The organism is Sporosarcina saromensis, assembly GCF_054901285.1.
Genome location: NZ_CM142738.1, coordinates 2,937,833 through 2,960,863, shown reverse-complemented (window position 1 = coordinate 2,960,863; position 23,031 = coordinate 2,937,833). Strand labels below are relative to the sequence as shown.

The 23,031-nt window shown below is 42.5% G+C and carries 18 protein-coding genes, 1 other RNA gene, 1 riboswitch and 1 other annotated feature; of the genes, 15 read left to right on the top strand and 4 right to left on the bottom strand.

Annotated features, from left to right (window positions below; translation table 11 throughout):
- The first annotated feature begins 37 nt into the window (after positions 1 to 37).
- The 3 genes from tgt to ACVHUV_RS15185 all read left to right on the top strand — a co-directional run bounded on the left by tgt (position 38) and on the right by ACVHUV_RS15185 (position 2,253).
- Positions 38 to 1,177, top strand: a complete 1,140-nt coding sequence (gene tgt / locus ACVHUV_RS15195) for a tRNA guanosine(34) transglycosylase Tgt (protein WP_317942244.1) — start codon at positions 38 to 40, stop codon at positions 1,175 to 1,177.
- Positions 1,178 to 1,215: 38 nt separating this feature from the next.
- Positions 1,216 to 1,488, top strand: a complete 273-nt coding sequence (gene yajC / locus ACVHUV_RS15190) for a preprotein translocase subunit YajC (RefSeq protein ID WP_371389468.1) — start codon at positions 1,216 to 1,218, stop codon at positions 1,486 to 1,488.
- Between the two features lie 123 nt (positions 1,489 to 1,611).
- On the top strand, positions 1,612 to 2,253 hold the full coding sequence (locus tag ACVHUV_RS15185; protein ID WP_462085160.1) for a DUF421 domain-containing protein: 642 nt from the start codon (positions 1,612 to 1,614) through the stop codon (positions 2,251 to 2,253).
- Here the strand turns inward: ACVHUV_RS15185 and ACVHUV_RS15180 are convergent.
- A complete protein-coding gene (locus tag ACVHUV_RS15180) occupies positions 2,247 to 3,764 on the bottom strand; it encodes a putative polysaccharide biosynthesis protein (RefSeq protein ID WP_317942241.1) in 1,518 nt (505 codons plus the stop codon). The two genes, ACVHUV_RS15185 and ACVHUV_RS15180, sit on opposite strands and share 7 nt — an antisense overlap.
- 97 nt (positions 3,765 to 3,861) lie before the next feature.
- On the opposite strand from ACVHUV_RS15180, the gene ACVHUV_RS15175 reads away from it, so the two are divergent.
- The 7 genes from ACVHUV_RS15175 (at position 3,862) to dtd (ending at position 13,088) form a co-directional block, all read left to right on the top strand.
- On the top strand, positions 3,862 to 4,173 hold the full coding sequence (locus ACVHUV_RS15175; RefSeq protein ID WP_371389470.1) for a post-transcriptional regulator: 312 nt from the start codon (positions 3,862 to 3,864) through the stop codon (positions 4,171 to 4,173).
- A 129-nt stretch (positions 4,174 to 4,302) separates the two neighbouring features.
- On the top strand, positions 4,303 to 6,567 hold the full coding sequence (gene secDF / locus ACVHUV_RS15170; RefSeq protein WP_462085159.1) for a protein translocase subunit SecDF: 2,265 nt from the start codon (positions 4,303 to 4,305) through the stop codon (positions 6,565 to 6,567).
- Between the two features lie 81 nt (positions 6,568 to 6,648).
- Complete coding sequence (locus tag ACVHUV_RS15165; RefSeq protein WP_317942238.1) at positions 6,649 to 6,978, top strand: LapA family protein; 330 nt, start codon at positions 6,649 to 6,651, stop codon at positions 6,976 to 6,978.
- A 367-nt stretch (positions 6,979 to 7,345) separates the two neighbouring features.
- Positions 7,346 to 9,694, top strand: coding sequence for a single-stranded-DNA-specific exonuclease RecJ (recJ, locus tag ACVHUV_RS15160; protein WP_462085158.1), 2,349 nt, complete (start codon positions 7,346 to 7,348; stop codon positions 9,692 to 9,694).
- Positions 9,685 to 10,197, top strand: coding sequence for an adenine phosphoribosyltransferase (locus ACVHUV_RS15155; RefSeq protein WP_371389473.1), 513 nt, complete (start codon positions 9,685 to 9,687; stop codon positions 10,195 to 10,197). The genes recJ and ACVHUV_RS15155 overlap by 10 nt, the downstream gene beginning before the upstream one ends.
- A gap of 221 nt (positions 10,198 to 10,418) precedes the next feature.
- A complete protein-coding gene (locus ACVHUV_RS15150; RefSeq protein WP_371389474.1) occupies positions 10,419 to 12,611 on the top strand; it encodes a RelA/SpoT family protein in 2,193 nt (730 codons plus the stop codon).
- 36 nt (positions 12,612 to 12,647) lie between these two features.
- Positions 12,648 to 13,088, top strand: a complete 441-nt coding sequence (dtd, locus tag ACVHUV_RS15145) for a D-aminoacyl-tRNA deacylase (protein WP_317942234.1) — start codon at positions 12,648 to 12,650, stop codon at positions 13,086 to 13,088.
- A gap of 246 nt (positions 13,089 to 13,334) precedes the next feature.
- Here dtd and ACVHUV_RS15140 read toward each other — a convergent pair whose 3' ends face one another.
- Positions 13,335 to 14,855 (bottom strand): N-acetylmuramoyl-L-alanine amidase family protein, encoded by a 1,521-nt coding sequence (locus ACVHUV_RS15140; RefSeq protein WP_462085157.1) that lies wholly within the window; start codon positions 14,853 to 14,855, stop codon positions 13,335 to 13,337.
- Between the two features lie 128 nt (positions 14,856 to 14,983).
- Positions 14,984 to 15,214: a binding site (T-box leader), on the top strand.
- A gap of 64 nt (positions 15,215 to 15,278) precedes the next feature.
- Between ACVHUV_RS15140 and hisS the strand changes: the two genes are divergently transcribed.
- The 4 genes from hisS to ACVHUV_RS15120 all read left to right on the top strand — a co-directional run bounded on the left by hisS (position 15,279) and on the right by ACVHUV_RS15120 (position 19,450).
- Positions 15,279 to 16,550: a histidine--tRNA ligase gene (hisS, locus tag ACVHUV_RS15135; protein ID WP_462085156.1), complete on the top strand. Its 1,272-nt coding sequence runs from the start codon at positions 15,279 to 15,281 to the stop codon at positions 16,548 to 16,550.
- An 18-nt stretch (positions 16,551 to 16,568) separates the two neighbouring features.
- Positions 16,569 to 18,326 carry an aspartate--tRNA ligase gene (gene aspS / locus ACVHUV_RS15130; protein WP_371389478.1) on the top strand — a complete coding sequence of 586 codons (1,758 nt, stop codon included), beginning with the start codon at positions 16,569 to 16,571 and terminating at the stop codon, positions 18,324 to 18,326.
- An 80-nt stretch (positions 18,327 to 18,406) separates the two neighbouring features.
- Positions 18,407 to 18,589: non-coding RNA, 6S RNA (ssrS, locus tag ACVHUV_RS15125), on the top strand.
- A gap of 93 nt (positions 18,590 to 18,682) precedes the next feature.
- Complete coding sequence (locus ACVHUV_RS15120) at positions 18,683 to 19,450, top strand: tRNA threonylcarbamoyladenosine dehydratase (RefSeq protein ID WP_462085155.1); 768 nt, start codon at positions 18,683 to 18,685, stop codon at positions 19,448 to 19,450.
- Positions 19,451 to 19,560: 110 nt separating this feature from the next.
- Here the strand turns inward: ACVHUV_RS15120 and ACVHUV_RS15115 are convergent, their stop codons facing one another.
- Positions 19,561 to 20,325, bottom strand: coding sequence for a 3-oxoacyl-ACP reductase (locus ACVHUV_RS15115; RefSeq protein ID WP_462085154.1), 765 nt, complete (start codon positions 20,323 to 20,325; stop codon positions 19,561 to 19,563).
- Positions 20,326 to 20,397: 72 nt separating this feature from the next.
- Positions 20,398 to 20,496, bottom strand: a riboswitch (TPP riboswitch).
- A gap of 175 nt (positions 20,497 to 20,671) precedes the next feature.
- On the opposite strand from ACVHUV_RS15115, the gene ACVHUV_RS15110 reads away from it, so the two are divergent.
- Positions 20,672 to 21,577 (top strand): chemotaxis protein, encoded by a 906-nt coding sequence (locus ACVHUV_RS15110; protein WP_462086924.1) that lies wholly within the window; start codon positions 20,672 to 20,674, stop codon positions 21,575 to 21,577.
- Between the two features lie 44 nt (positions 21,578 to 21,621).
- Here ACVHUV_RS15110 and ACVHUV_RS15105 read toward each other — a convergent pair whose 3' ends face one another.
- Positions 21,622 to 22,908 carry a replication-associated recombination protein A gene (locus ACVHUV_RS15105; protein ID WP_462085153.1) on the bottom strand — a complete coding sequence of 429 codons (1,287 nt, stop codon included), beginning with the start codon at positions 22,906 to 22,908 and terminating at the stop codon, positions 21,622 to 21,624.
- Positions 22,909 to 23,031 lie beyond the last annotated feature (123 nt).

Sequence of the window (23,031 nt, the reverse complement as noted above, 5' to 3'; positions counted from 1 at the left end):
GAAAAAGCAAGATGCCCTTTGAGAAAGGAAATTATTCATGCCAGCAATTACGTACGAACATATAAAAACGTGTAAACAGACAGGTGCGCGCCTTGGGATTGTCCATACGCCACACGGTTCCTTTGAGACACCAGCATTCATGCCTGTTGGCACACAAGCGACCGTGAAGACGATGTCTCCTGAAGAATTGAAACAGATGGGCGCAGGCATCATCTTAAGTAACACCTATCATTTATGGCTCCGTCCTGGCCACGAAATTGTAAAGGAAGCAGGTGGTCTGCACAAATTCATGAACTGGGATCGACCGATTTTAACGGATTCTGGAGGATTCCAAGTATTTTCTTTGAGTGATTTTCGTAAGATAGAAGAAGAAGGTGTGCATTTCCGCCATCATCTTAACGGCAGTAAATTGTTTTTAAGCCCTGAAAAAGCGATGGAAATCCAAAATGCTCTCGGCTCCGATATTATGATGGCGTTTGACGAATGCCCTCCTTTTCCGGCTACCTTCGACTACATGAAAGCAAGTGTTGAACGGACGTCCAGATGGGCTGAAAGATGTTTGACTGCCCATGCCCGGCCAAACGATCAAGGACTGTTTGGCATCGTGCAAGGAGGCGAATTTGAAGAGCTGAGAAAACAAAGTGCGAAAGATCTCGTTTCTTTAGACTTCCCGGGGTACGCAATTGGTGGATTATCGGTAGGGGAACCAAAAGATATTATGAATCGCGTACTGGAGTTCACAACGCCTTTATTGCCACAGGACAAGCCACGCTATTTAATGGGGGTTGGTTCACCAGATTCATTAATTGATGGAGCAATCCGCGGGGTGGACATGTTTGACTGTGTATTACCGACTCGAATTGCAAGAAACGGAACGCTGATGACGAGTGAAGGCCGAGTTGTCGTGAAAAATGCAAAATACGAACGTGACTTTGGACCGTTAGATCCGAATTGCGATTGTTATGCATGCAAAAACTATAGCCGAGCATATATCCGTCATTTAATTAAGGCAAATGAAACCTTTGGCATCCGTTTAACGTCCTATCATAACCTCCATTTCTTATTGAATTTAATGGAGCAAGTAAGGGACGCGATCCGCAACGATCGTCTCGGTGACTTCCGGGAAGAGTTTTTTGAACAATACGGATTTAATAAACCAAATGCAAAAAACTTTTGAATCTTGTATAATAACCAAGAGAAGAGGGGGGAAACGAAATGAATGATATGTTAGGTACTTTACTACCAATTATTGCTATGTTCGCAATCATGTGGTTTTTATTGATTCGACCAGCGCAAAAGAGACAAAAGCAGACAAAGCAAATGCAAGATAGCCTTAAACGTGGCGATAAAGTCATTACAATTGGCGGTATCCATGGAACAGTTGACGCTGTCGATGATAGTTCCGTGTTCTTGAAAGTTGCTGATGGAACAACTTTGCAATTCGATAGACAAGCTGTCGGTCGTGTTGTAGAATCTAGTGCTTCTTAAAACAATTTAAAGAGCTTTTCTGAAAACGAGAAGAGGTGGTCTACAGGTACTCCCTGCAGACCGCCTCTTTTGTGTATATTCCTATTCAAGTAAAGGCATCCTTCCAACTAGGGAGGGATTTGAATGAGTGACTTGCTCATTATTAGCTTAAGAACGGTCTTAATGTATGTCTTAATTGTCGCCATCTTACGCGTTATGGGAAAACGTGAAGTAGGTGAGTTAAGTGTCATCGATGTCGTCATCTTTGTCATCATGGCGGAAGTTGTTGCGTTTTCTTTAGATTCGCCAGATAAAAAACTAAGTCATTCAATCGTACCATTGCTCCTCTTGTTAGCCATTCAGCTACTGACATCACTTATCTCTTTGAAAAGTAAAAAATTCAGAGATTTAGTGGACGGCGATCCGACCGTCATTATTGAGGACGGCATCATACAAGAAGAAGAGATGAGGAAGCAACGGTATAATTTAGACGACTTATTTCAACAACTTCGTGAACAACAAATTGGTTCTGTCCGTGAAGTCTCCTTTGCCTATTTAGAGCCGTCTGGTAATTTGTCAATCTTTAAATATGAAGATACACAACCTGTTTTAGCACTCATATCTGATGGTGTTATTCAAAGTCGACATGTAAAACTGATTGGTAAGACGGAAGAATGGTTGCTCAAAGGCTTGGAAGATGTAGGCGTCAATCATGTTGAACAAGTGTTTTATTGTTCCTATGAAGAAGGGAAGCTCCATTATCAATTAAAAAATAAGTATCAGTAAACCTTTGTGAGTCTTTTTAACATGCGTACATCGTTTTTCTTCACTTGACCGAACAATAAAAGAAGTACAAGTAAGAAAGCCGTAGTAATTAAGCATTCCACGAGTAATCCAAATTGGCCAATCGGTATGAAAATTGGTCGCATGACGGCTGTCATGATAAAGGACACATAAGGTAGAGCAAACATTGTAAATCCAGCGCCAGCAGCCTTATTTTTACGCAATGTTGCAATATGAAGGAAAGAAGTGACGAGCACACCAAAGCCGATTGCTAAAACGGCTCCTGTTTCTTGCAGTCCTGCTTGGGAAGCTAATACAAACATGACACCTAATTTTGCGATGCCTCCGTAGACGGAGTTCATCATACCGGCTTTCGCATCACCAGTCGCTTGTAAGATGGAATAAAGTGGACTTTGAATGTAGTAAAAAAAGAAAACTGGTGCGAGCAAGGACATATAGGAACCGCCTTCAGAAATATGAAAAAGCTTTTCTGCTAAATCCTGTCCATGAATGTAAAATACAGCTGCAGCAAATGCGCCTGTCAAAGCAGAAAGCCTTAATGCCAATTGAATCCGTTCTTGGAGTTTTTTGCGATTGCTCGTAGCTGCTGCCCCACTGACAGCTGGCACGAGGACAACGGATAATGCATATGGAATGAATGATGGGAATAAAAGCAAAGGGATTAACACACCTGAGATAATGCCGTAAAGAGAAGTCGCAGCTACAGCACCTACACCGGCAAGAGAGAGTGCACGTAAAAAGATGATCGGTTCTAAAAACCATGTAAATGTTCCGAACAACCGACTGCCGGATGAAGGGAGCGCGATGGAAAGAATCGGGTTCATCGGAAACTTCTCTTTTTTGTCACTTGGTTTACGTTCACTACGTTTATGTTGTGCGTATTTAAAATACAAATAAGCTGCAGATAGCATTTCTGCAAGTAATGTAATGCCCATAGCATAAGCTGCATTTAATCCCGTATTTTCCGGTACGAGTACCATTGGCAACAGTAACGTGATTAAAATGATCCGGAATAATTGCTCAATGATCTGAGACCAAGCCGTCTCTTCGATTCTGACAATCCCTTGGAAATAGCCACGAATTAATCCACCAATTGCTGCAATTGGAATGATCGCAATTCCAACATAGATTGTCGTGGATGAAGCCGCGTTTCCAAGTAACGTTTCAGAAAGATAAGGTACGAAGAGGATGGATAGTGGAATGAAAACAGCGCCAGTAAAGATTGTAATGACGGTTGCAGTTTTCATAACTGCCGGTAGTCTCGCAGTTTCACCTTTCGCTTTCAACTCTGCAATCACTTTTGCGACAGCAATGGGTACGCCTAATTGGACGAGTGATAAGAAAAAGATGAAAGCAGGGTACGCAGTCATATAAATACCGACGGCTTCTTCACCTGCAACACGCATGAATTGGATGCGATAGACGAATCCTAATAGCTTTGTCATGAATACTGCGATCATCAAGATAGCTGTGCCACGTATGAAAGTGGACATTCGTAAACAACTCCTTCTCAATTCCGGTCATATCGTATACACTAAACCTATGCATAGGTTTGTCTATTTACGACTGAACGGGAAAGGAATGGTGGAGATGACGATTCAATTCGAGCAACTATTCAAGCAAGCGCTACCTGCAGTTCAAAGTAAGCGGAATGAACTTCGGCTATATGGTTATCCAACTGTAACCGATGAAGAGATTTGGAAATACTGCATTCAGAAAAAGTGGCGGAAGAAAAAAGTGGAAGATATGCCCATTCATGAAGTGGTCAGTGGCATCTTACGGTTAACGGCTGCGGAATTTATGACGTATACACAAATTGAGCAACAACGAGACTCAAACTGGTTTTCGGATTTAAACAGCGATGAACTCCAATTGCTTCTTTCACCAAAGAAAGCAGAGTGATTTGACGTTTTTTGGATGACCAACTATTTGACAGATGCTAGACTCTGTCTCATAATTGGAGTGTTGTATTTTATAAACTGTACATAGGTATTGCACCATCGCTCCACGTACAGAGGGGGAACGGAATCGATGAAAAAAAGAAGCCGGATTGTAGCCTTTTTATTATTGCTCGTCATGCTAGGCTCTCTAGTAGGAACTACAGCTAATCCGATACTTAAAGATGTTAGACTAGGCCTTGACCTACAAGGCGGATTTGAAGTGCTTTATGAAGTCCAACCACTTCGGGATGGACAAAAGATTACGGAAGATATCGTCAAAGATACTGCTGGGGCATTGCAGAACCGGGTGAACGTCCTTGGTGTCAGTGAACCAAGTATCCAAGTGGAATCGGACAACCGTATTCGGGTTCAGTTAGCAGGCGTTGAAGATCAGGAAGCAGCTCGTGAGCTTTTATCGACACAAGCAAACCTGACGTTCCGTGATGCGGATGATAACCTACTTTTAGATGGTAATGACCTGAAGGAAGGAAAAGCGAAAGCGAACTTTGGCGACACAGGAAATCCAATTGTCACTTTACAAATGAAAGATCCAGAGAAATTCGGGGAAGTAACGGCTCAAGTGTCCAAAAACCCTGAAAATGTTATGGTCATCTGGATGGATTTTGAAGAAGGTGTGGACTCCTACAGAGAGGAAAGAATGAAAGCGAAACCGAAATTCATTTCAGCTCCTGGAGTAGACAAGGCGATTTATTCATCAAATGTTGAGATCTCAGGTAGTTTCACGGTGGAAGAAACAAAGAACTTGGCAGGTATTTTGAATGCCGGTGCACTTCCTGTTCACCTTGAAGAAATCTACTCAACGTCTGTCGGTGCACAATTCGGTACACAAGCGTTGGATAAGACGATAACAGCAGGTATCGTAGGGATATCACTCATCTTCTTATTTATGCTGATCTATTACCGAGTGCCTGGTTTTGTAGCGGTCGTTACATTATCGGTCTACATTTATCTAATTTTACTCGTCTTCACGAAAATTAATGGTGTCTTGACATTACCGGGTATCGCAGCGCTTATGCTCGGAGTCGGTATGGCGGTTGACGCGAACATTTTGACATATGAACGGATTAAAGAAGAGTTACGTGTCGGAAGATCCGTACGTACATCGTTCTTAACAGGGGCGAAGTCAGCATTTACAGCGATTTTGGACGCGAACATTACGACATTGCTTGCGGCGGTTGTCTTATTTATCTTCGGGACAAGCTCTGTTAAAGGGTTTGCGACAATGTTGATCATTAGTATTCTTGTCAGCTTCTTAACGGCTGTATGGGGTTCACGTCTATTACTTGGATTGCTTGTACACAGTGGGATGCTTGACGGCAAGACAGGTCTGCTGGGCATTTCGAAAAAACGGATCCATTCTCCGGCAGAAGAGTTAGATACGTTTGACTTGTCCACTAAGTTTGACCGTTTCGACTTTGTTCATTCTCGTAAAAGATTTTATGTGCTTTCCGTCGCGTTGATTGTTTCAGGCATAATTGCGCTTGGCATTTTCAAATTAAACTTAGGAATCGATTTCTCAAGTGGTACGCGAGTTGAAATCTTATCCGATAAGTCATTGACGACTGAACAGATTTCGAAAGAACTTGATAAAATCGGTCATCCATCTTCTGATATTGTCATTTCAGGTGATACCGATAATATCGGGGTCGTCCGTTACAAAGACGATTTTAGTAAAGACACAGTCAATACTATTAAGCGTGATATTAAAGCCCAATTTGGTCATGAGCCAAACGTTTCAACCGTTTCTGACACAGTTGGTAAAGAATTGGTGAAAAATGCATTGTATGCATTAATGATTGCGGCATTGGGCATCATTATTTACGTAGCTTTCCGTTTTGAATGGCGTATGGGCGTATCGTCCATTATTGGATTGGTGCATGATGCATTCTTCATGGTAGCCGTATTTAGTATTACTCGTCTTGAGGTCGATATTACGTTCATTGCGGCCGTCCTTACGATTGTCGGTTATTCCATCAACGACACAATTGTAACGTTTGATAGAATACGGGAGAATATGAAAAAGGTCGGTAAGATTGACAATGCAAATGAACTGGCTGACATTGTGAATAAATCACTTCGACAAACGCTTGGCCGTTCGGTCAATACTGTATTGACAGTGGTTTTCGTCGTCGTTGCTTTAATTGCCCTCGGTGCAGAAGCAATTCGTCCTTTCTCCATCGCGTTACTAATCGGTTTAATCGCGGGTACGTATTCTTCCATCTTCATATCGGCACAAATTTGGTATGACTTGAAGAAGAAAGAATTGCTGAAAACGGGCGGTTTGAAAGTCGAGAAAGAGAAAAAGCAATGGGGTTCTGACGAGCCGGTTGTGTAAATACAAGTGTTTCAACTTTTTACCGAACAGGGTATACTTTGTGTATACCTTGTTTTTTTTAGGTAAAGGGAGGGTTTAGAAATGAAGCAACAATGGGCTATTATTTTAAGTATTCTTTTTGCAATTCTCATCGCATTTTTTGCTGTATTGAATGTGGAACCAGTACGTGTAAACTATCTATTTGGCACTGCACAATTACCGCTAATCCTTATCATCCTATTCACAGCGTTACTCGGTGCAGCAATTAGCGGATTCATGGCGATGATTAAAACGATACGGATGAATCGACAAATTAATGAACTGAAGAAAGAAATGACCGCAAAAGAAATTACAATTGCTACTCAACAAAACGAGTTGGCTGCTTATCAGCAAACAGATGAACCGAGTAATCGTATTCAAACAAACGATTAGACGCTAGCGAGGCTGGGACAAAACTCTAAATAGACCGTTCCTCTGCGCTCCAAAAGGCACGCTTTCCGCGGGGCGCGCTTGAGCCTCCTCGTCCGCTGCGCTTCCTGCGGGGTCTCAACATTCGCGCTACAATCCCGCAGGAGTCGGCCTTTTTCCGCTCCGACTCACTCAAGAATTTGAAAAGAAACATTGGAAAAATAAAAAAACTGCATGACGGCGAATTAGCCTACTTAATGCAGTTTTTTTTATGTTATGTCCCAGCCTCGTTTCTATTGGATAGCATATTTTTCATTAGACCGTTCCTATCGGTTTACCTTTAAGTCCCTCGGGTTATTCGATATAATGAAAGATAAGGATGTGAGTCAAATTGATAGAATCGGCTAAAACGTGGACAATTAATCGTCCAGATGAACAAACTGTTAATGCATTAATGACCGGCCTTAGCTTACCTTCAGTCCATGCGAAAATCCTAGTATCCAGAGGACTTACTGATGTCGAGCAAGCTAAGTCCTTTTTACATATGAATGAAACCAACTTGCACGATCCGTTTTTACTGCATGAAATGGACAAAGCTGTTGAGCGGATTAGACAAGCGATTGAAGTTCAAGAGAAAATAACGGTGTATGGTGATTATGATGCCGATGGCGTAACGAGTGTGACAGTCTTGACGACTGCATTGGAACAGCTTGGTGCTCATGTAGACTTTGCAATCCCGAATCGGTTTGAGCATGGTTACGGCCCGAACACGGAGTTATTCAAGCAACTTCATGCATCTGGCACGTCGCTGATCGTTACAGTGGACAATGGGATAGCTGGTTTGGATCCAATCGCATACGCGAATTCGGTAGGGATGGACGTCATCGTTACCGATCACCATGAAATCGGACCGACAATGCCTGATGCATTGGCAATCATTCATCCACGTCATCCAGAGGGAGAGTACCCATTTGGAGAATTGGCAGGGGTTGGTGTCGCTTTTAAAATGGCCTGTGCTTTACTAGGTGAAATTCCTGAAGATCTTTATGAAATGGCTGCGATTGGCACCGTAGCAGATTTGGTGCCTTTGAAAGATGAAAACAGATTCATTGTTAAAGAAGGGTTAAGAAGAATGCGAGCTTCGAAGCGCCCGGCGATTCAAGCGCTTGTGAAAGTGAGTGGAACCGAGCAACAAAGTCTTTCAGAAGAGTCGCTCGGTTTCATGATAGGCCCACGGCTAAATGCACCTGGACGTCTTGGGAGTGCAAACGATGCAGTCCATCTCTTGAAAGCTACAGATGCAATGGAAGCGATGACGTTAGCAGAAAAGCTTGATACGTTGAATAAAGAACGTCAAGCAATCGTGAGTCAAATTGCAGAAGAGGCGGAACAAGCAATGACGGAAATGTATGGCGACATGCTGCCATATGTCATTGTTCTAGCAGAGGAAGGATGGAATCCAGGAGTAGTCGGCATCGTCTCTTCCAGGTTGACTGAAAAATATTATCGACCTTCCATTGTACTATCGGTAGATGTTGAAACGGGAACCGCAAAAGGTTCTGGACGCAGTATCGCAGGTTTTGATTTATTCAAAGAGTTGTCTAAAAACGCATCCATTCTTCCGCACTTCGGCGGGCATGAAATGGCAGCTGGTATGTCGTTGTCACTTGATGATGTAGATCAATTGAGAGAGAATCTGAATGAGCAAGGAAAAATGCAGTTAACGGATGCATTACTCACGCCAACTCTACAGATTGATGTACCGTTAACGATTGAAGAGATAGACGTTGAAGTCCTTGAAGAATTAGAACACCTGCGTCCTTTTGGCATGTCTTTTGAAAAGCCCGTTTTTCTCATTGAAAACCTTTCTGCTTCATCCATCCGAAAAATTGGAGCTGCAAAGAATCATTTGAAGCTCGAGTTGACGGATGGAGCAAATACGCTAGATGTTATCGGATTTGGCAATGGGGCGATTGCTGATGAGATTAGTCCGGGTGCTAAATTATCCGTTACGGGAGATTTGCAAGTGAACGAATGGAATGGTCGGAAGAAACCCCAATTGTTACTACAAGATCTTCAATCGAATGACCGACAATTATTTGATTTGCGTGGTATTCACGAACCGACTCGTTGGGCTTCCATCATTCCGGCAAAGAGTGCTCTCTACATCGCATTTCAGGAATCGACTATCGAGCAATACCAAAAGCGTATGCCAGATCGTCCAATCCATCTATATGGTAGAGAAGCATATAAAGAAATCGATCATGTAATAGTATTGGATGTTCCGACAGACTTGGAACAATTGAAGACGGTTTTATTAGCTACCAACCCTAAACGTATTTATGCTCATTTCCATTTGCCTGAATCCAAGTATTTTGAAGGAATGCCTAACCGCGAACAATTCGGTTGGTATTATAGTTTCTTGAAAAAGCGTGGGAGTTTCGATGTGCGTAATCAAGGCCAGCAATTATCCAAACATAGAGGGTGGAAAATTGACATACTATATTTCATGACAAAGGTGTTTTCTGAGCTAGGATTTGTTAAGATAGAGAATGGTGTTGCAAATGTCATAGACAATGCTGAGAAAAAAAGTCTTTCTGCAGCTCCTTCCTATCGGCAACGGGAGCAGCAAATTGAACTCGAAAAAATGCTTGTATATGCATCTTATATGGAATTGAAAAAATGGTTTGATGAAATTTTCCAAGAGACAGCCAATAGGGAGGAACAATTATGGATTTAAAGAGCTTTGTAACAATTGTACCGGATTATCCGAAAGAAGGAATTAGTTTTAAAGATATAACAACCATTATGGATAATGGTGAAGCGTATAAATATGCGACAGATCAAATTGTTGAATATGCAAAAGAACTTGGCGTAGACATCATTGTTGGTCCAGAAGCAAGGGGATTCATTATCGGCTGTCCAGTCGCCTATGCGTTGGAAATCGGCTTTGCACCAGTCCGCAAGCCTGGTAAATTGCCAAGGGAAACGATTGCAGTCGAGTATGACTTGGAATATGGCAAAGACTCTTTAACGATTCACAAAGACGCAATCAAACCTGGACAACGCGTGCTAATCGTCGACGACTTGCTTGCAACTGGTGGTACAGTCGGTGCGACGGTAGAACTTGTGGAAAAGCTAGGTGGTGTCGTTGCTGGATGTGCTTTCTTGATTGAATTGACCTATTTAAATGGTCGAGACAAACTAAAAGGCTACAATGTCCAAGCACTCATGACGTATTAAGTGCATCTGCTGTCATCTGCACATACTGTATATAAACGCGTGAAACCAAGAAGATAGACATTTGGTTTCACGCGTTTTTCATATTTCATTGTGACGGAAATGGGTCGTCTAGCTGATTAGGACGCTTTTTTTCCGATAAGTACTTTACATTCGATGGCATTTATACATACAATAGAATTATCTTTAATTTTTTTGCGGAAATAGTCGAAAGGAGTCATAAAATGGCGAAGAACCGTGACATGACGGCAGAAGAAATATTTGAATTAATTGCCTCCTATATGAATGAACAGCATGTCGCGTTCGTCAAGAAGGCATATGAATCGGCGAAAATTGCCCATGAAGGACAATTTAGAAGTTCAGGGGAGCCTTATATTCTTCACCCGATACAAGTAGCGGGCATTTTAGCTGAACTACAAATGGACCCGTCAACTGTAGCTGCCGGATTCCTACATGACGTTGTGGAAGATACAAATGTCTCAAGAGAAGATATTATTAACGATTTTGGTGAAGAGGTTGCCATGCTTGTAGATGGCGTGACAAAACTCGAAAAGCTAAAATTCAAATCGAACGAAGAAAAACAGGCAGAGAATCACCGAAAGATGTTTATAGCGATGGCGAGAGATATCAGAGTCATCCTCATTAAGCTTGCTGACCGCCTGCATAATATGCGGACATTGAAACATGTCAAAGAAGAAAAGCAACGGCGGGTAGCTGCTGAAACTTTGGATATTTTCGCTCCGTTGGCACATCGTTTAGGAATTTCCACGATTAAGTGGGAGCTTGAAGACACTGCACTTCGGTATTTGAATCCTCAGCAGTACTATCGAATCGTTAATATGATGAAGAAAAAGCGGGACGAACGTGAAAAGTATTTGTTAAATGTGATGGACGTAATTCGTGATGAAATAAAGGACATGGAGATCGAAGCCGAAATCAATGGCCGCCCAAAACATCTGTATTCCATCTATCGCAAAATGATTTTACAGAAAAAAGAATTTAACGAAATCTATGACTTGCTTGCCATCCGTATTATCGTCAAAAGCATTAAAGACTGTTATGCAGTACTTGGCATTATCCATACGTTATGGAAACCGATGCCTGGACGATTTAAAGATTATATTGCCATGCCTAAACAGAATTTGTATCAGTCCATTCATACGACTGTCGTTGGACCTGCGGGCGATCCGTTAGAAATCCAAATTCGTACGGAAGAGATGCACCGGATTGCTGAATACGGGGTCGCTGCTCATTGGGCATACAAAGAAGGAAAAACTGTATCCGAAAAACCGGATAATATTGATTCTAAACTGAAATGGTTCAGGGAAATACTCGAATTCCAAAACGAATCATCAAATGCAGAAGAATTTATGGAATCCTTAAAGTTCGATTTATTCTCGGATATGGTGTATGTCTTTACGCCGGATGGAGATGTCATTGAAATACCGAAAGGATCCGTACCGATCGACTTTGCATACCGCGTCCATTCGGAAGTTGGGAATCGGACGATTGGCGCCAAAGTAAATGGCAAAATGGTTCCGCTAGATACAGAATTGGTAACTGGCGACATTGTCGAAATCCTCACATCGAAACAATCATTTGGACCGAGTCGTGATTGGTTGAAGCTTGCCAATACTTCTCAAGCAAGAAATAAAATCCGTCAGTTTTTCAAAAAACAGTTGCGTGAAGAGAATATTGTCAAAGGTTCTGAAATGGTCGAAAAAGAGATTAAGCTCCAGGAATTTGACAGTAAAGCAGTGTTAACGACTGAAAATATACAACGGGTCATTGATAAATTCAGCTTTACATCTGAAGAGGACATGTATGCGGCAGTCGGTTCGAACGGCATTACTGCTCAGCAAGTCGTCAATCGACTAGCGGAGAAAATTCGTAAAGAGCGTGAACAGCAAGATACAATCGATAAAATTGTCTCGGATATGAAAGCGACACATCCAGTGCGCACAACCGAATCAGGTGTTATCGTTCGGGGACTGGAAAACTTGCTAATTCGACTTTCGAAATGCTGTAACCCAATTCCGGGTGATGATATTGTCGGGTTTATCACAAAAGGCCGTGGTGTTTCTGTCCATCGAGCGGATTGTCCGAATATTGACGCAGAAGATAGCGACCGTCTCATTGATGTTGAATGGGCTGTAGAGCCGAATAATACGAGCAAAGATTTCCAAGTAGATATCGAAATTTCTGCGTTTGATCGTCAAGGTTTGCTGAATGAAGTGATGATGGTGGTAGCTGATACGAAAACGCCAATGGTGGCGGTAAGTGGCAAAGCGGATCGTGACAAATTGGCTAAAATCAATATGACGATAAAGATTACAGATATTGCCCATTTGCATCGTATAGTTGAGCGCATTAAGCAAATTAGGGATATTTATTCTGTGCAGCGCGTTATACATTAACGTTTAGTAATTGATCAACAAGAGAGGTGTTTTACGATGAGAGTCGTTTTACAACGTTCAGGTCAAGCGTCCGTAAAGGTGAACGGAGAAATGACCGGCTCGATTGAAAAAGGGTATGTCCTCCTCGTGGGCATCACACATGAAGATACTGAAGACGACGCGGCATATGTCGCAAAGAAAATCGCAGGCTTGCGATTATGGGAAGATGAAGAAGGGAAGATGAACCGTGCAATTGACGAAATCGATGGCGCAATTCTATCGGTTTCGCAATTTACATTGTATGGTGATGTGAAGAAAGGCCGCCGCCCGAGTTTCATTGAAGCGGCAAGACCCGAAGCTGCAAAACCATTATGGGACTATTTCAATGAGTGTTTACGCGAATGTGGTTTACATGTTGAAACAGGTATTTTCGGAGCTATGATGGATGTTGAGCTAGTAAACGATGGTCCAGTTACAATTATCGTCGAATCGAAATGAGCAGATGTGGATCGGAAAGCGGAATTGCCATCGTGTAATTCCGCTTTTTGATTTTTTTTGTATTGCGTCGGTAGTGCAAGTCCTTTGTGTTATGCCGCGCTCAAAACAAGCTATCCCTCGAAGAAAACCTAACAGCTACTAAAAACGCATGGAGCCAAGCATTTAATTGCTTGGCTCCACGCGCTTTTCTAGTGATTATTTCATTCTTTAATACTTTTATAAAGCTAAATAAAATAGTAAAGTTCTTCATTGCTCATCAAAATACGCTAGCAATCCTTTATAAATCCCGTGAGTAGCTTGCTCGCGAAATTTTTCTGTGATGAGCACTCGCTCTTCTGAAGGGTTAGAAAGGAAGCCTAGTTCAATTAAGATCGAGTTTTTCCGATTTTCTCGGAGGACTAAAAAGTTTGCGGGTTGTGCGCCGCGGTTTCGTAAATTGATGTTATTGGCAAGCCCATCATTAATGAATGTAGCCAATTGCTTTTGATTCGAATGCGTGTAGTAAGTTGTAAAACCCGTGATCGAGGTATCTGGATTTGCATCATAATGCAAGCTGATGAAAGCATCTGCATCTGCCGTTTTGCTGATGGTCGTCCGTTTCCTTAAGGCGATATACGTATCGGATTCTCGTGTCATTACGACATTCGCACCCGCTGCACGGAGTTTTCCTGCTAACAATTCAGCGGTTTTAAGTGTTAAGTACTTTTCGTCAGTCCCTTGAGCGCCAGTTGTTCCTCTGTCATGTCCTCCATGCCCGGCGTCGATGGCAATTGTTAACCCTTTTAATGTCCCTGGTACTCTTTTTTCTACTGGTTTATCGGTTGTCATATTTGCTTGCGATACATTCCCTGTAGAAACAACCCATTTAGCAATATAAGCAGACTGTCCTGAAGGCAAGGTCACATGATACCAATCTCCCTCTTCACCCGTAACCGTCAAACGATCACCTGCATCTGCACGTGTGACAATGGTGGAAGAAGTAGTTGCAGAGGACCGGATATTTGTCCCATTTGTCAATACCGTAACTTGCTTTGTTGTTGAAGCCGTTTCCGATTTAGTTTTCTTTGGTCCAAGTGTGCCATGGAAAGTGTATACCCAACCGTACCCATCTTTCCCCATTGAAATGCGGACCCAATTTCCGTCAATCGCATCAACAGGGTAAGCGTCGCCTTCGTGTACTTGTCCTATTACCTTAGAAGAGAGACCCGCTTCTTTACGGACGTTCAATGCATTGACAGACACAGTAAATTGTTGAGCATTTTTTGTTTCAATTGTTTTTCCGTTTGTTTGTTGAGTAACTGAAGAAATGTAATCCGTATGTACCCATCCTTGTGATCCGTTTCGTGAGATAGAAACCCATTGTCCTTGTCTGCCAGTGACCGTAACGGTTTCACCCGCTGATAGTTTACCGATTACAGCAGCATTCAGCGTAGGTTCTGTTCGTATGTTTAAGGAATCTACTTTTGAAACTGCTGTTCCTTGAACGGATTCAGAAACACCGTTTTTCAACACGAGCCATGAAGCAACCCAGCCAGTACCGGAGTTCAACTGAATTTTATACCAGTCGCCGGATGAAGATACTATTTCTGCCTTGTCCCCTTTTTTTAAGGAGGCGACTACAGGGTATGTAAGACCTGGGCCAGACCGCACATTCAACGATTGCGTATTGATTGTCACGGTTTCTCCACCTGCTAAAACAGATGGTGTGTTATGAAAAATTGAAATTAGCAGGATGAATGCGAGCACCCATTTCATTAATGTAGACAATCTATCACTCTCCCTTAGTTTCATTGTAGAAGTTTTTGTCGGAAAAAACCATAGTGAAATGAAAAAGGTTGACACTTTGCCAATCAATGATTAAGATAATGTTTAACTGAATTGCGTTTACGTCGTAAACAAAGCTAATGATATGGAAAGTAACTGTATTGCAGACTGACAAGAGAGGGATGAACGTGGCTGAAATTCATCCTACAGACGGATAAAGTGAACAACACCATTGAAGCTCCATGCTGAACGATTTCTAGTAGGTATGGACGGAACCGGCCGTTATCCGGATACGAGTGGGTACGATTTCTGTACCAATTTGGGTGGAACCGCGGAAGCTTAACTTAGCTCTCGTCCCTTGTGCAAACAAGGGATGGGGGCTTTTTTGTATTTCTGCATCTAACAGTATATGGGAGGGGAAGTCAAATGAATTTTAAAGTACCAAGAGGAACGCAAGACATTTTGCCTGCAGAATCGTGGAAATGGCAAAGAGTAGAGGCCATTATCCGTGAAGTTTGTGACATGTATCGCTACAAAGAAATCCGAACGCCAATTTTCGAACAAACTGAACTCTTTCAACGGACGGTTGGTGATACGACGGATATCGTAACAAAAGAAATGTATACATTCAAAGATCGTGGAGACCGGTCTATGACGCTTCGTCCAGAAGGAACGGCACCCGTTGTACGTTCATATGTGGAAAATAAAATGTTCGGTTATCCGGACCAGCCGGTAAAGCTTTACTATCAAGGTCCTATGTTTAGATATGAACGTCAGCAAGCTGGGAGGTACCGTCAATTCGTACAATTCGGTGTGGAAGCGATCGGTAGTGCGGATCCAGCCATTGATGCGGAAGTCATTTCATTAGCGATGGAAATGTACAAACGAGTCGGCTTGAAGGATGTCAAACTTGTGCTCAATTCGTTAGGAGATAAAGAATCAAGGACGGCTCACCGAGAAGCGCTTGTTGCGCACTTTACGCCAAAAATCGATGAACTTTGTTCCGATTGCCAGTCTCGTCTTGCGAAAAATCCGTTACGGATCCTTGATTGTAAAGTTGACCGTGAACATCCGTTAATGGCAACCGCACCATCTTTGACGGATTATTTGAATGAAGAGTCGGCAACCTATTTTGAACAAGTGAAACGCTATTTGGACGCAATTGGTATAGATTATGAGTTAGACCCGAACTTAGTAAGAGGCCTTGACTACTATAATCACACGGCGTTTGAAATAATGAGTACTGCTGATGGATTTGGGGCAATTACGACACTTTGCGGTGGCGGTAGATATAACGGAGTCGCTGAAGAAATTGGTGGTCCTCCGTCACCTGGTGTAGGGTATGCAATGAGTATTGAACGCTTATTGCTTGCGATGGAAGCAGAGGGCAAGAGCTTTACGGAAGATGCCCAATTAGATGTCTATGTCGTAACGCTTGAAAAGGCCGCTCATGAAAAAGGGTTTGTATTGTTACAGCAACTTCGCAATGCTGGCATCCGTGCAGATATGGATTATTTGGATCGGAAAATGAAAGGGCAGATGAAGTCTGCAGACAGATTCAATGCGAAAGCAGTCATTGTAATCGGGGAAGATGAAGTGAATAATGGCGTCGTGCAAGTAAAGAATATGGCAGACGGCACGCAAGAGAAAATTACAGATGCAACAGTTATTGACACATTGTTAGAAAAGTTGAGATAAGGAAGGTTGATGAACAGTATGCAACGGACTCATTATTGCGGACAAATGACAGAAGAAGTAATAGGGCAGAAGGTAACCCTTAAAGGATGGGTGCAAAAAAGGCGCGATTTAGGTGGACTCATTTTCGTAGATTTACGCGACCGTACAGGAATTGTACAAATTGTCTTTAATCCGGATTTTTCACAAGATGCGCTTGCAATTGCTGAAAAAATTCGAAGTGAGTTTGTCGTTGAGGTTAGTGGAAAAGTAGTGGAACGTGAAGAGAAACAAAAAAATCATAAAATCCCTACCGGTTCAATCGAAGTGCACATCGAAAATGTCCATATCATTAACGAAGCGAAGACGCCGCCATTTATGATTGAAGATGATACAGATGTGAATGAAGAGACACGTCTTAAGTACCGTTATCTTGATTTACGTAGACCTCAATTGGCACGCGTGTTTAAAATGCGTTCAGATATTACGAAAACTGTTCGCAACTTCTTGGATGATGAAGGTTTCCTAGAAGTTGAGACACCAATCTTGACGAAATCTACACCTGAAGGGGCACGTGATTACTTAGTACCAAGCCGAGTACATGATGGCGAATTTTATGCATTGCCACAATCCCCTCAGTTGTTTAAACAGATGCTGATGGTGTCCGGTTTTGATCGTTATTACCAAATTGCCCGTTGTTTCCGTGATGAAGATTTACGAGCAGACCGTCAACCTGAGTTCACGCAAATTGATATGGAAATGAGTTTCATGACCATTGAAGAAATTATTGAGTTAAATGAGCGCCTCATGAAAAAAGTGATGAAGAATGTAAAGGGAATCGACGTAGAAACACCTTTCAAACGCATTCCTTACGACGAAGCGATGAGTCGTTTCGGTTCGGATAAACCAGATACGCGCTTTGGCATGGAACTACAAGATGTGTCCGAACTTGTGAAAGATTCATCCTTTAAAGTGTTTGCAGGAGCAGTGGAATCTGGTGGCCAAGTGAAGGCAATCACAGTCAAAGGAGCAGCAGCGAACTATTCACGAAAAGACATTGATGCTCTTGGTGAATTTGCGGCTCGATACGGCGCGAAAGGGCTTGCTTGGTTGAAAGTCGATGCAGAAGGATTGAAAGGTCCGATCGCAAAGTTCTTTGAAGGCGAATTAGCTGAAGCGCTTATTCAAACAGTACAAGCGGAAGACGGCGACTTATTGTTGTTCGTTGCAGATAAAAAATCTGTTGTCGCAGACGCACTCGGTGCATTACGTTTGAAATTAGGGAAAGACTTAGGCTTGATTGATGAGTCGCAATATAATTTCCTTTGGGTGACAGATTGGCCGTTGTTTGAATATGACGAAGAAGAAGGTCGCTACTATGCTGCACATCATCCATTCACGATGCCTGCAGATGTTGAGGAACTAGAAACAAATCCGAGCGCGGTAAAAGCGCAAGCGTATGACCTTGTGCTAAATGGTTTTGAACTCGGTGGAGGATCGCTGCGTATTTATCAACGTGATGTTCAAGAGAAGATGTTCAAGGCATTAGGCTTCACAGCGGAGCAAGCACGTGAGCAATTCGGTTTCCTTCTCGATGCATTTGAATACGGAACACCACCTCATGGGGGCATTGCATTCGGTTTGGACCGCCTTGTCATGTTGTTGGCGGGCGCGACGAATTTACGCGATACGATTGCATTCCCGAAAACAGCAAGTGCGAGTTGTTTATTGACAGAAGCACCAAGCTCTGTTGATGGAGCACAGCTAGCAGAGTTAGGAATCGCTATCCAATCGAAGTGAGTAGTTTGTTGAAAAAGGAACAAATTGCCGAAGTGTAATTGTTGAATCGGCAGGAGTGATATGATAGGATACTAGTAATACGAATCCTGAAGTGTACGTTTTATGTTCATCAATTTTTGACCCAACATTTTTGTCGTAGGGAGCTCTAATTTCACTCTAGATGACCTGCCCTTTAGGGGGACTTCAGAAAGAGTGGATTGGGCACCCACCTGCTGAGAGCGGGTTCAAAACGATAACGATAAGACGGCACATTTGGGATTCGTCTCAACCGATATTATACGGATTTACCCATATTCCCCTCTTGCGATCTTGCGGAGGGGTTTTTACTTGATTCATAGAAGAAAGGCGGAATTGTCATGCTCCATCAATTTTCCCGTAATGAGCTCGCGATAGGCAAAGAAGGACTTGAGCGTATGCGCAACAAGACGGTTGCCATTTTAGGTGTAGGTGGTGTCGGTTCGTTTGCTGCAGAAGCTTGTGCACGCAGTGGAGTTGGAAGAATCATTCTCGTAGATAAGGATACTGTCGACATTACAAACGTAAATCGGCAATTGATTGCGACGTTGTCGACGGTTGGTCGTTCAAAAGTGGAAGTGATGCAAGAACGGATAGCGGATATTAATAAAGACTGTGAAGTAGTTGGTCTTCATATGTTTTATACGGAGGAAACGTACGAAACCTTTTTCAGTTATGAACCTGACTATGTCATTGACGCTTCCGATACAATTAGTTACAAAATTCACCTTATTAAAGAATGTTTACAACGTGGAATACAAATTATTTCCAGCATGGGCGCAGCAAATAAATTAGATCCTACTCGTTTTCAAATTGCAGACATTTCTAAAACGCACACCGACCCAATTGCCAAAGTCATTCGCCTCCGATTACGAAAAGAGGGCATTCGAAAAGGCGTCCCGGTTGTTTTTTCTGATGAAAGTCCGATTGTTGTACGTGAAGATGTTGTTGGAACGGTAGGGAATCCGGATGCCGCTATACGGAAAGCAAAAATGCCGCCCTCATCGAATGCTTTCGTGCCATCAGTAGCGGGATTGGTTTGTGCAAGCTGGGTGCTTAACGATATTGTTAAGGACTTGCCGATTGAAAGAGTGAACGACAGTAAGTAAGTTTCACAAAATATAGAGAAGAAAAAATAAAACTGCACGAAACGAAGTTACACAAACTTGGTTTCATGCAGTTTTTTTATGCTTTTGAAATCCTGTAGTCACATGTGTAATTAGTTCATGACTAGTCCGCCGTCCACAATTAAGTTTTGGCCTGTCACTGCGCGGCTCCATGGGGATGCGAAAAATAAGATTGCGTCCGCCACGTCTTCTGGTGTTGTCACTTGTTGTAAAGGGGTGCTTGCTTTAATGATGTCAAAGACAGCATCAGGTGTTGCTGCACTTGCGTCCGTCTTATGTAACAACCCACCAGACACCATATTAGCAGTGATGCCGTATGCCCCTAGTTCTTTTGCAATGTTCCTCGTTAAACCGAGCAACGCTGCCTTACTCGTATTGTATTCATGGTATGGGACGACAGGGTTTTGAAATAAATTTGTGCCGATTGTAATAATGCGACCGAACTGCAGGGATTCCATATCTTTTCTCGCTGCTTGTAACGTATTAAGAGTCGCTTTGACACTTCCTTCAAATTGACATTGAAAATCTTGCCATCCAATTGTTTCGAGATCTTTCCTCGCATCTCCATTGAACGAAAAATTGACAAGGGCATTATTAACAATCGTTGTGATAGGTTTCCCGAAAAATCTTTTACCTTCCTCAAACATTCTTTTGACATCTTCTTCACTTCGGATATCTGCTTGTATTGCGACCGCTTTTTCTTTGCCAATTGAGCGAACGAGCTCTTCTGCTTGGTCGGCGCTTTTATAATAGTTTACGATCACTTTTGCACCTTCGCGGGCAAATGCTTGGACCACTGCTTTTCCTAATCCTCGACTACCTCCCGTAACGACTACCACTTGTTCTGCAATGTTCATTCTCCATCTCTCCTTCAAATGTTTGAATTGCACAAAAAAAGACCACTGGAAAAAGCGGTCATGTGCATAGATAAGATGAACTCGCCACTTCCCTCCGTCGGTATTAACCGAATCAGGTTCAAAGGGTCAGAGTTTCCTCTTCTCAGCCAATAGGCTCCCCCAGTGATCATATGTATTTGTGTCTACCTCTTACTATACCATAGTTTGTTAGAAATAAGTCACTTGTTGAAAGGGGAGGGAACTGCTACAATATGAATATGGGTCATAATACATAGAATTGTTCTTGTGATATGTAAGGAAGAAAGTTATAAATCCACTGCTAGTTACGATGAGAGGACTGGAAATGATGCAAAGACAAGACGGCATATTATTGGAAAGTGGTACGAACGAAATTGAAATCGTTGAATTTGAAATTGGCAATAATCGATATGGCATTAATGTGATTAAAGTAAAAGAAATCATTTTACCTACTCCAATCACAATCATTCCACATGCACATCCTTCAATTGAAGGGATAATCCAATTGCGTGGGGACGTATTGCCTGTCATTGATATGGAAACCGTTATGGGCTTACCGAAGACAATTGGAAAAAATGAAGGTAAATACATCGTCGCTGCGTTTAATCAACAACAAGTAGTTTTCCATGTGCAAGATGTATCACAAATTCATCGGGTATCATGGGATCAAATTGAAAAACCCGCAGACCTCTATTCAGGTGATACGACACAAGTGATCGGTGTAATTAAACGATCGGAAGATATGCTGTTGCTACTAGACTTCGAAAAAATTGTCCTGGACATAAATCCTGAGAGTGGAATCCGTGTCGAAGAAGTGAAGAAACTTGGTGTACGCGAGCGGTCTGACAAACGTATACTTGTTGCGGAAGACTCTCCTTTGTTGCGTAAATTGTTAAATGATACGCTTACCGAAGCAGGTTATGCAAACATCGAGTTCTTTGAGAACGGAAAAGATGCTTTGGCGTATTTGGAAAATGCCGTCGCTTCAGGTCAGAAGGCACAAGAAGTTGTCCAACTTGTTATTACAGATATTGAAATGCCACAAATGGATGGTCATCATTTCACAAAACGTATCCGTGAAAACGAACAGCTTGCCATGTTGCCAGTCATTATTTTCTCATCATTGATTACGGATGAATTAAAACATAAAGGTGAAAACGTTGGTGCGAATGATCAAGTAAGTAAACCGGGAATTGCTGAACTTGTTTTGAAAATGGATCAATATATTTTATAAAAAAAGAACACATCCTGTACACAAAATAGACAGGATGTGTTTTTTTATTTTCTTTGTCTGAATTCCTTTAACCGTTCATAAATCCCTGCGAGTTTCTTCTCCTCACCCGCGATAACAGGTTCGTAAAATTCTACGTCTTTCAATTTGTCTGGGAGGTATTGTTGATTTACCCAGCCGCCGAAAGATCCAATTGGGGTATCATGAGGATATTGATACCCACCGTGGCCGAGTTCAGCAGCTCCAGCGTAATGCGTATCACGCAAGTGGAGGGGGATGTCACCTGTTTTCCCTTCGTTGATGGCGCGGATTGCTGCATCCATTGCTTTATATGCTGAATTGGACTTTGATGCGAGACACATTTCGATGACCGCGTTCGCAAGTGGGATACGCGCTTCGGGCATGCCTAATCGAATAGCGGCATCCGTCGCTGCAAGTACGTGTGGACCAACTTCGGGTGCTGCTAAACCGATATCTTCGTACGCCATGACGAGAAGCCGTCTTGAAACAGCAATCAAGTCGCCGGTTTCAAGCAGATTAGCCAAGTAGAAGATCGCTGCATTCACATCACTTCCACGCACAGACTTTTGCAATGCAGAGAGCAAGTTGTAATGATGAGATCCTTTTTTATCGCCAACGAGTCCAATTCTGCCAATTAAGTTTTCGATGAGCCAATCTTCAATAACAATTATTCCGTCTTCCTCATCACTCGCTGATACGATTGACTCGAGTAATGTGAGTGCTTTTCGAGCATCTCCGTTCACACCGCCTGCTATCTTTTCGACTTGCTCGTCCGTAATGGCAATAGGCGTTTTCCCAAGACCTCGCTCAACATCGTGGATGGCACGTTTCAACAACTTGACAACATCTTCGGTTTCCAATCGTTTGAGCTGTAAAATCTCCCCGCACCGTGAACGAATGGCAGGATTCACGTCGTGGAAAGGATTTTCGGTTGTTGCACCGATTAGCACGATTGATCCCTTTTCAACATGTGGTAACAACGTGTCTTGTTGCAATTTATTAAAACGGTGGATTTCATCCAAAAACAAAATGACTTTTCCTGTTATCCGAGCTTCTGCAACAACTTCCTCGACATCTTTTTTACCGGAAACTGTTGCATTCAGTGCGATGAACGGTAAGTCGCTAGTGCCGGCAATTGCATACGCTAAAGAGGTTTTGCCGATACCCGGTTCGCCGTACAGTAGCATGGAAGGGACATGCCCTTTACGAACTAACCGGTAAAGGGCTGTATCTTTTCCGATAATATGTTGTTGACCGGCAATCTCGTCAATTGTTCGTGGTCGCATTCTAAAAGCTAATGGTTCGTTGTGCAAACTATTCACTCCCCGTACGTACATCCGTTCCACCATTATACACAAAGAAAACCGAGAAGTCATTTGCAGGAAGCCAACCTTCAATTATGCTATAATGTTTTGTACTTATTGAAAAGGACGTTG

Coding starts and splice junctions, on each gene's coding strand:
- tgt (WP_317942244.1), top strand. CDS start 38: ATGCCAGCAATTACGTACGAACATATAAAAACGTGTAAACAGACAGGT.
- yajC (WP_371389468.1), top strand. CDS start 1,216: ATGAATGATATGTTAGGTACTTTACTACCAATTATTGCTATGTTCGCA.
- ACVHUV_RS15185 (WP_462085160.1), top strand. CDS start 1,612: ATGAGTGACTTGCTCATTATTAGCTTAAGAACGGTCTTAATGTATGTC.
- ACVHUV_RS15180 (WP_317942241.1), bottom strand. CDS start 3,764: ATGTCCACTTTCATACGTGGCACAGCTATCTTGATGATCGCAGTATTC.
- ACVHUV_RS15175 (WP_371389470.1), top strand. CDS start 3,862: ATGACGATTCAATTCGAGCAACTATTCAAGCAAGCGCTACCTGCAGTT.
- secDF (WP_462085159.1), top strand. CDS start 4,303: ATGAAAAAAAGAAGCCGGATTGTAGCCTTTTTATTATTGCTCGTCATG.
- ACVHUV_RS15165 (WP_317942238.1), top strand. CDS start 6,649: ATGAAGCAACAATGGGCTATTATTTTAAGTATTCTTTTTGCAATTCTC.
- ACVHUV_RS15155 (WP_371389473.1), top strand. CDS start 9,685: ATGGATTTAAAGAGCTTTGTAACAATTGTACCGGATTATCCGAAAGAA.
- ACVHUV_RS15150 (WP_371389474.1), top strand. CDS start 10,419: ATGGCGAAGAACCGTGACATGACGGCAGAAGAAATATTTGAATTAATT.
- dtd (WP_317942234.1), top strand. CDS start 12,648: ATGAGAGTCGTTTTACAACGTTCAGGTCAAGCGTCCGTAAAGGTGAAC.
- hisS (WP_462085156.1), top strand. CDS start 15,279: ATGAATTTTAAAGTACCAAGAGGAACGCAAGACATTTTGCCTGCAGAA.
- aspS (WP_371389478.1), top strand. CDS start 16,569: ATGCAACGGACTCATTATTGCGGACAAATGACAGAAGAAGTAATAGGG.
- ACVHUV_RS15120 (WP_462085155.1), top strand. CDS start 18,683: ATGCTCCATCAATTTTCCCGTAATGAGCTCGCGATAGGCAAAGAAGGA.
- ACVHUV_RS15115 (WP_462085154.1), bottom strand. CDS start 20,325: ATGAACATTGCAGAACAAGTGGTAGTCGTTACGGGAGGTAGTCGAGGA.
- ACVHUV_RS15110 (WP_462086924.1), top strand. CDS start 20,672: ATGCAAAGACAAGACGGCATATTATTGGAAAGTGGTACGAACGAAATT.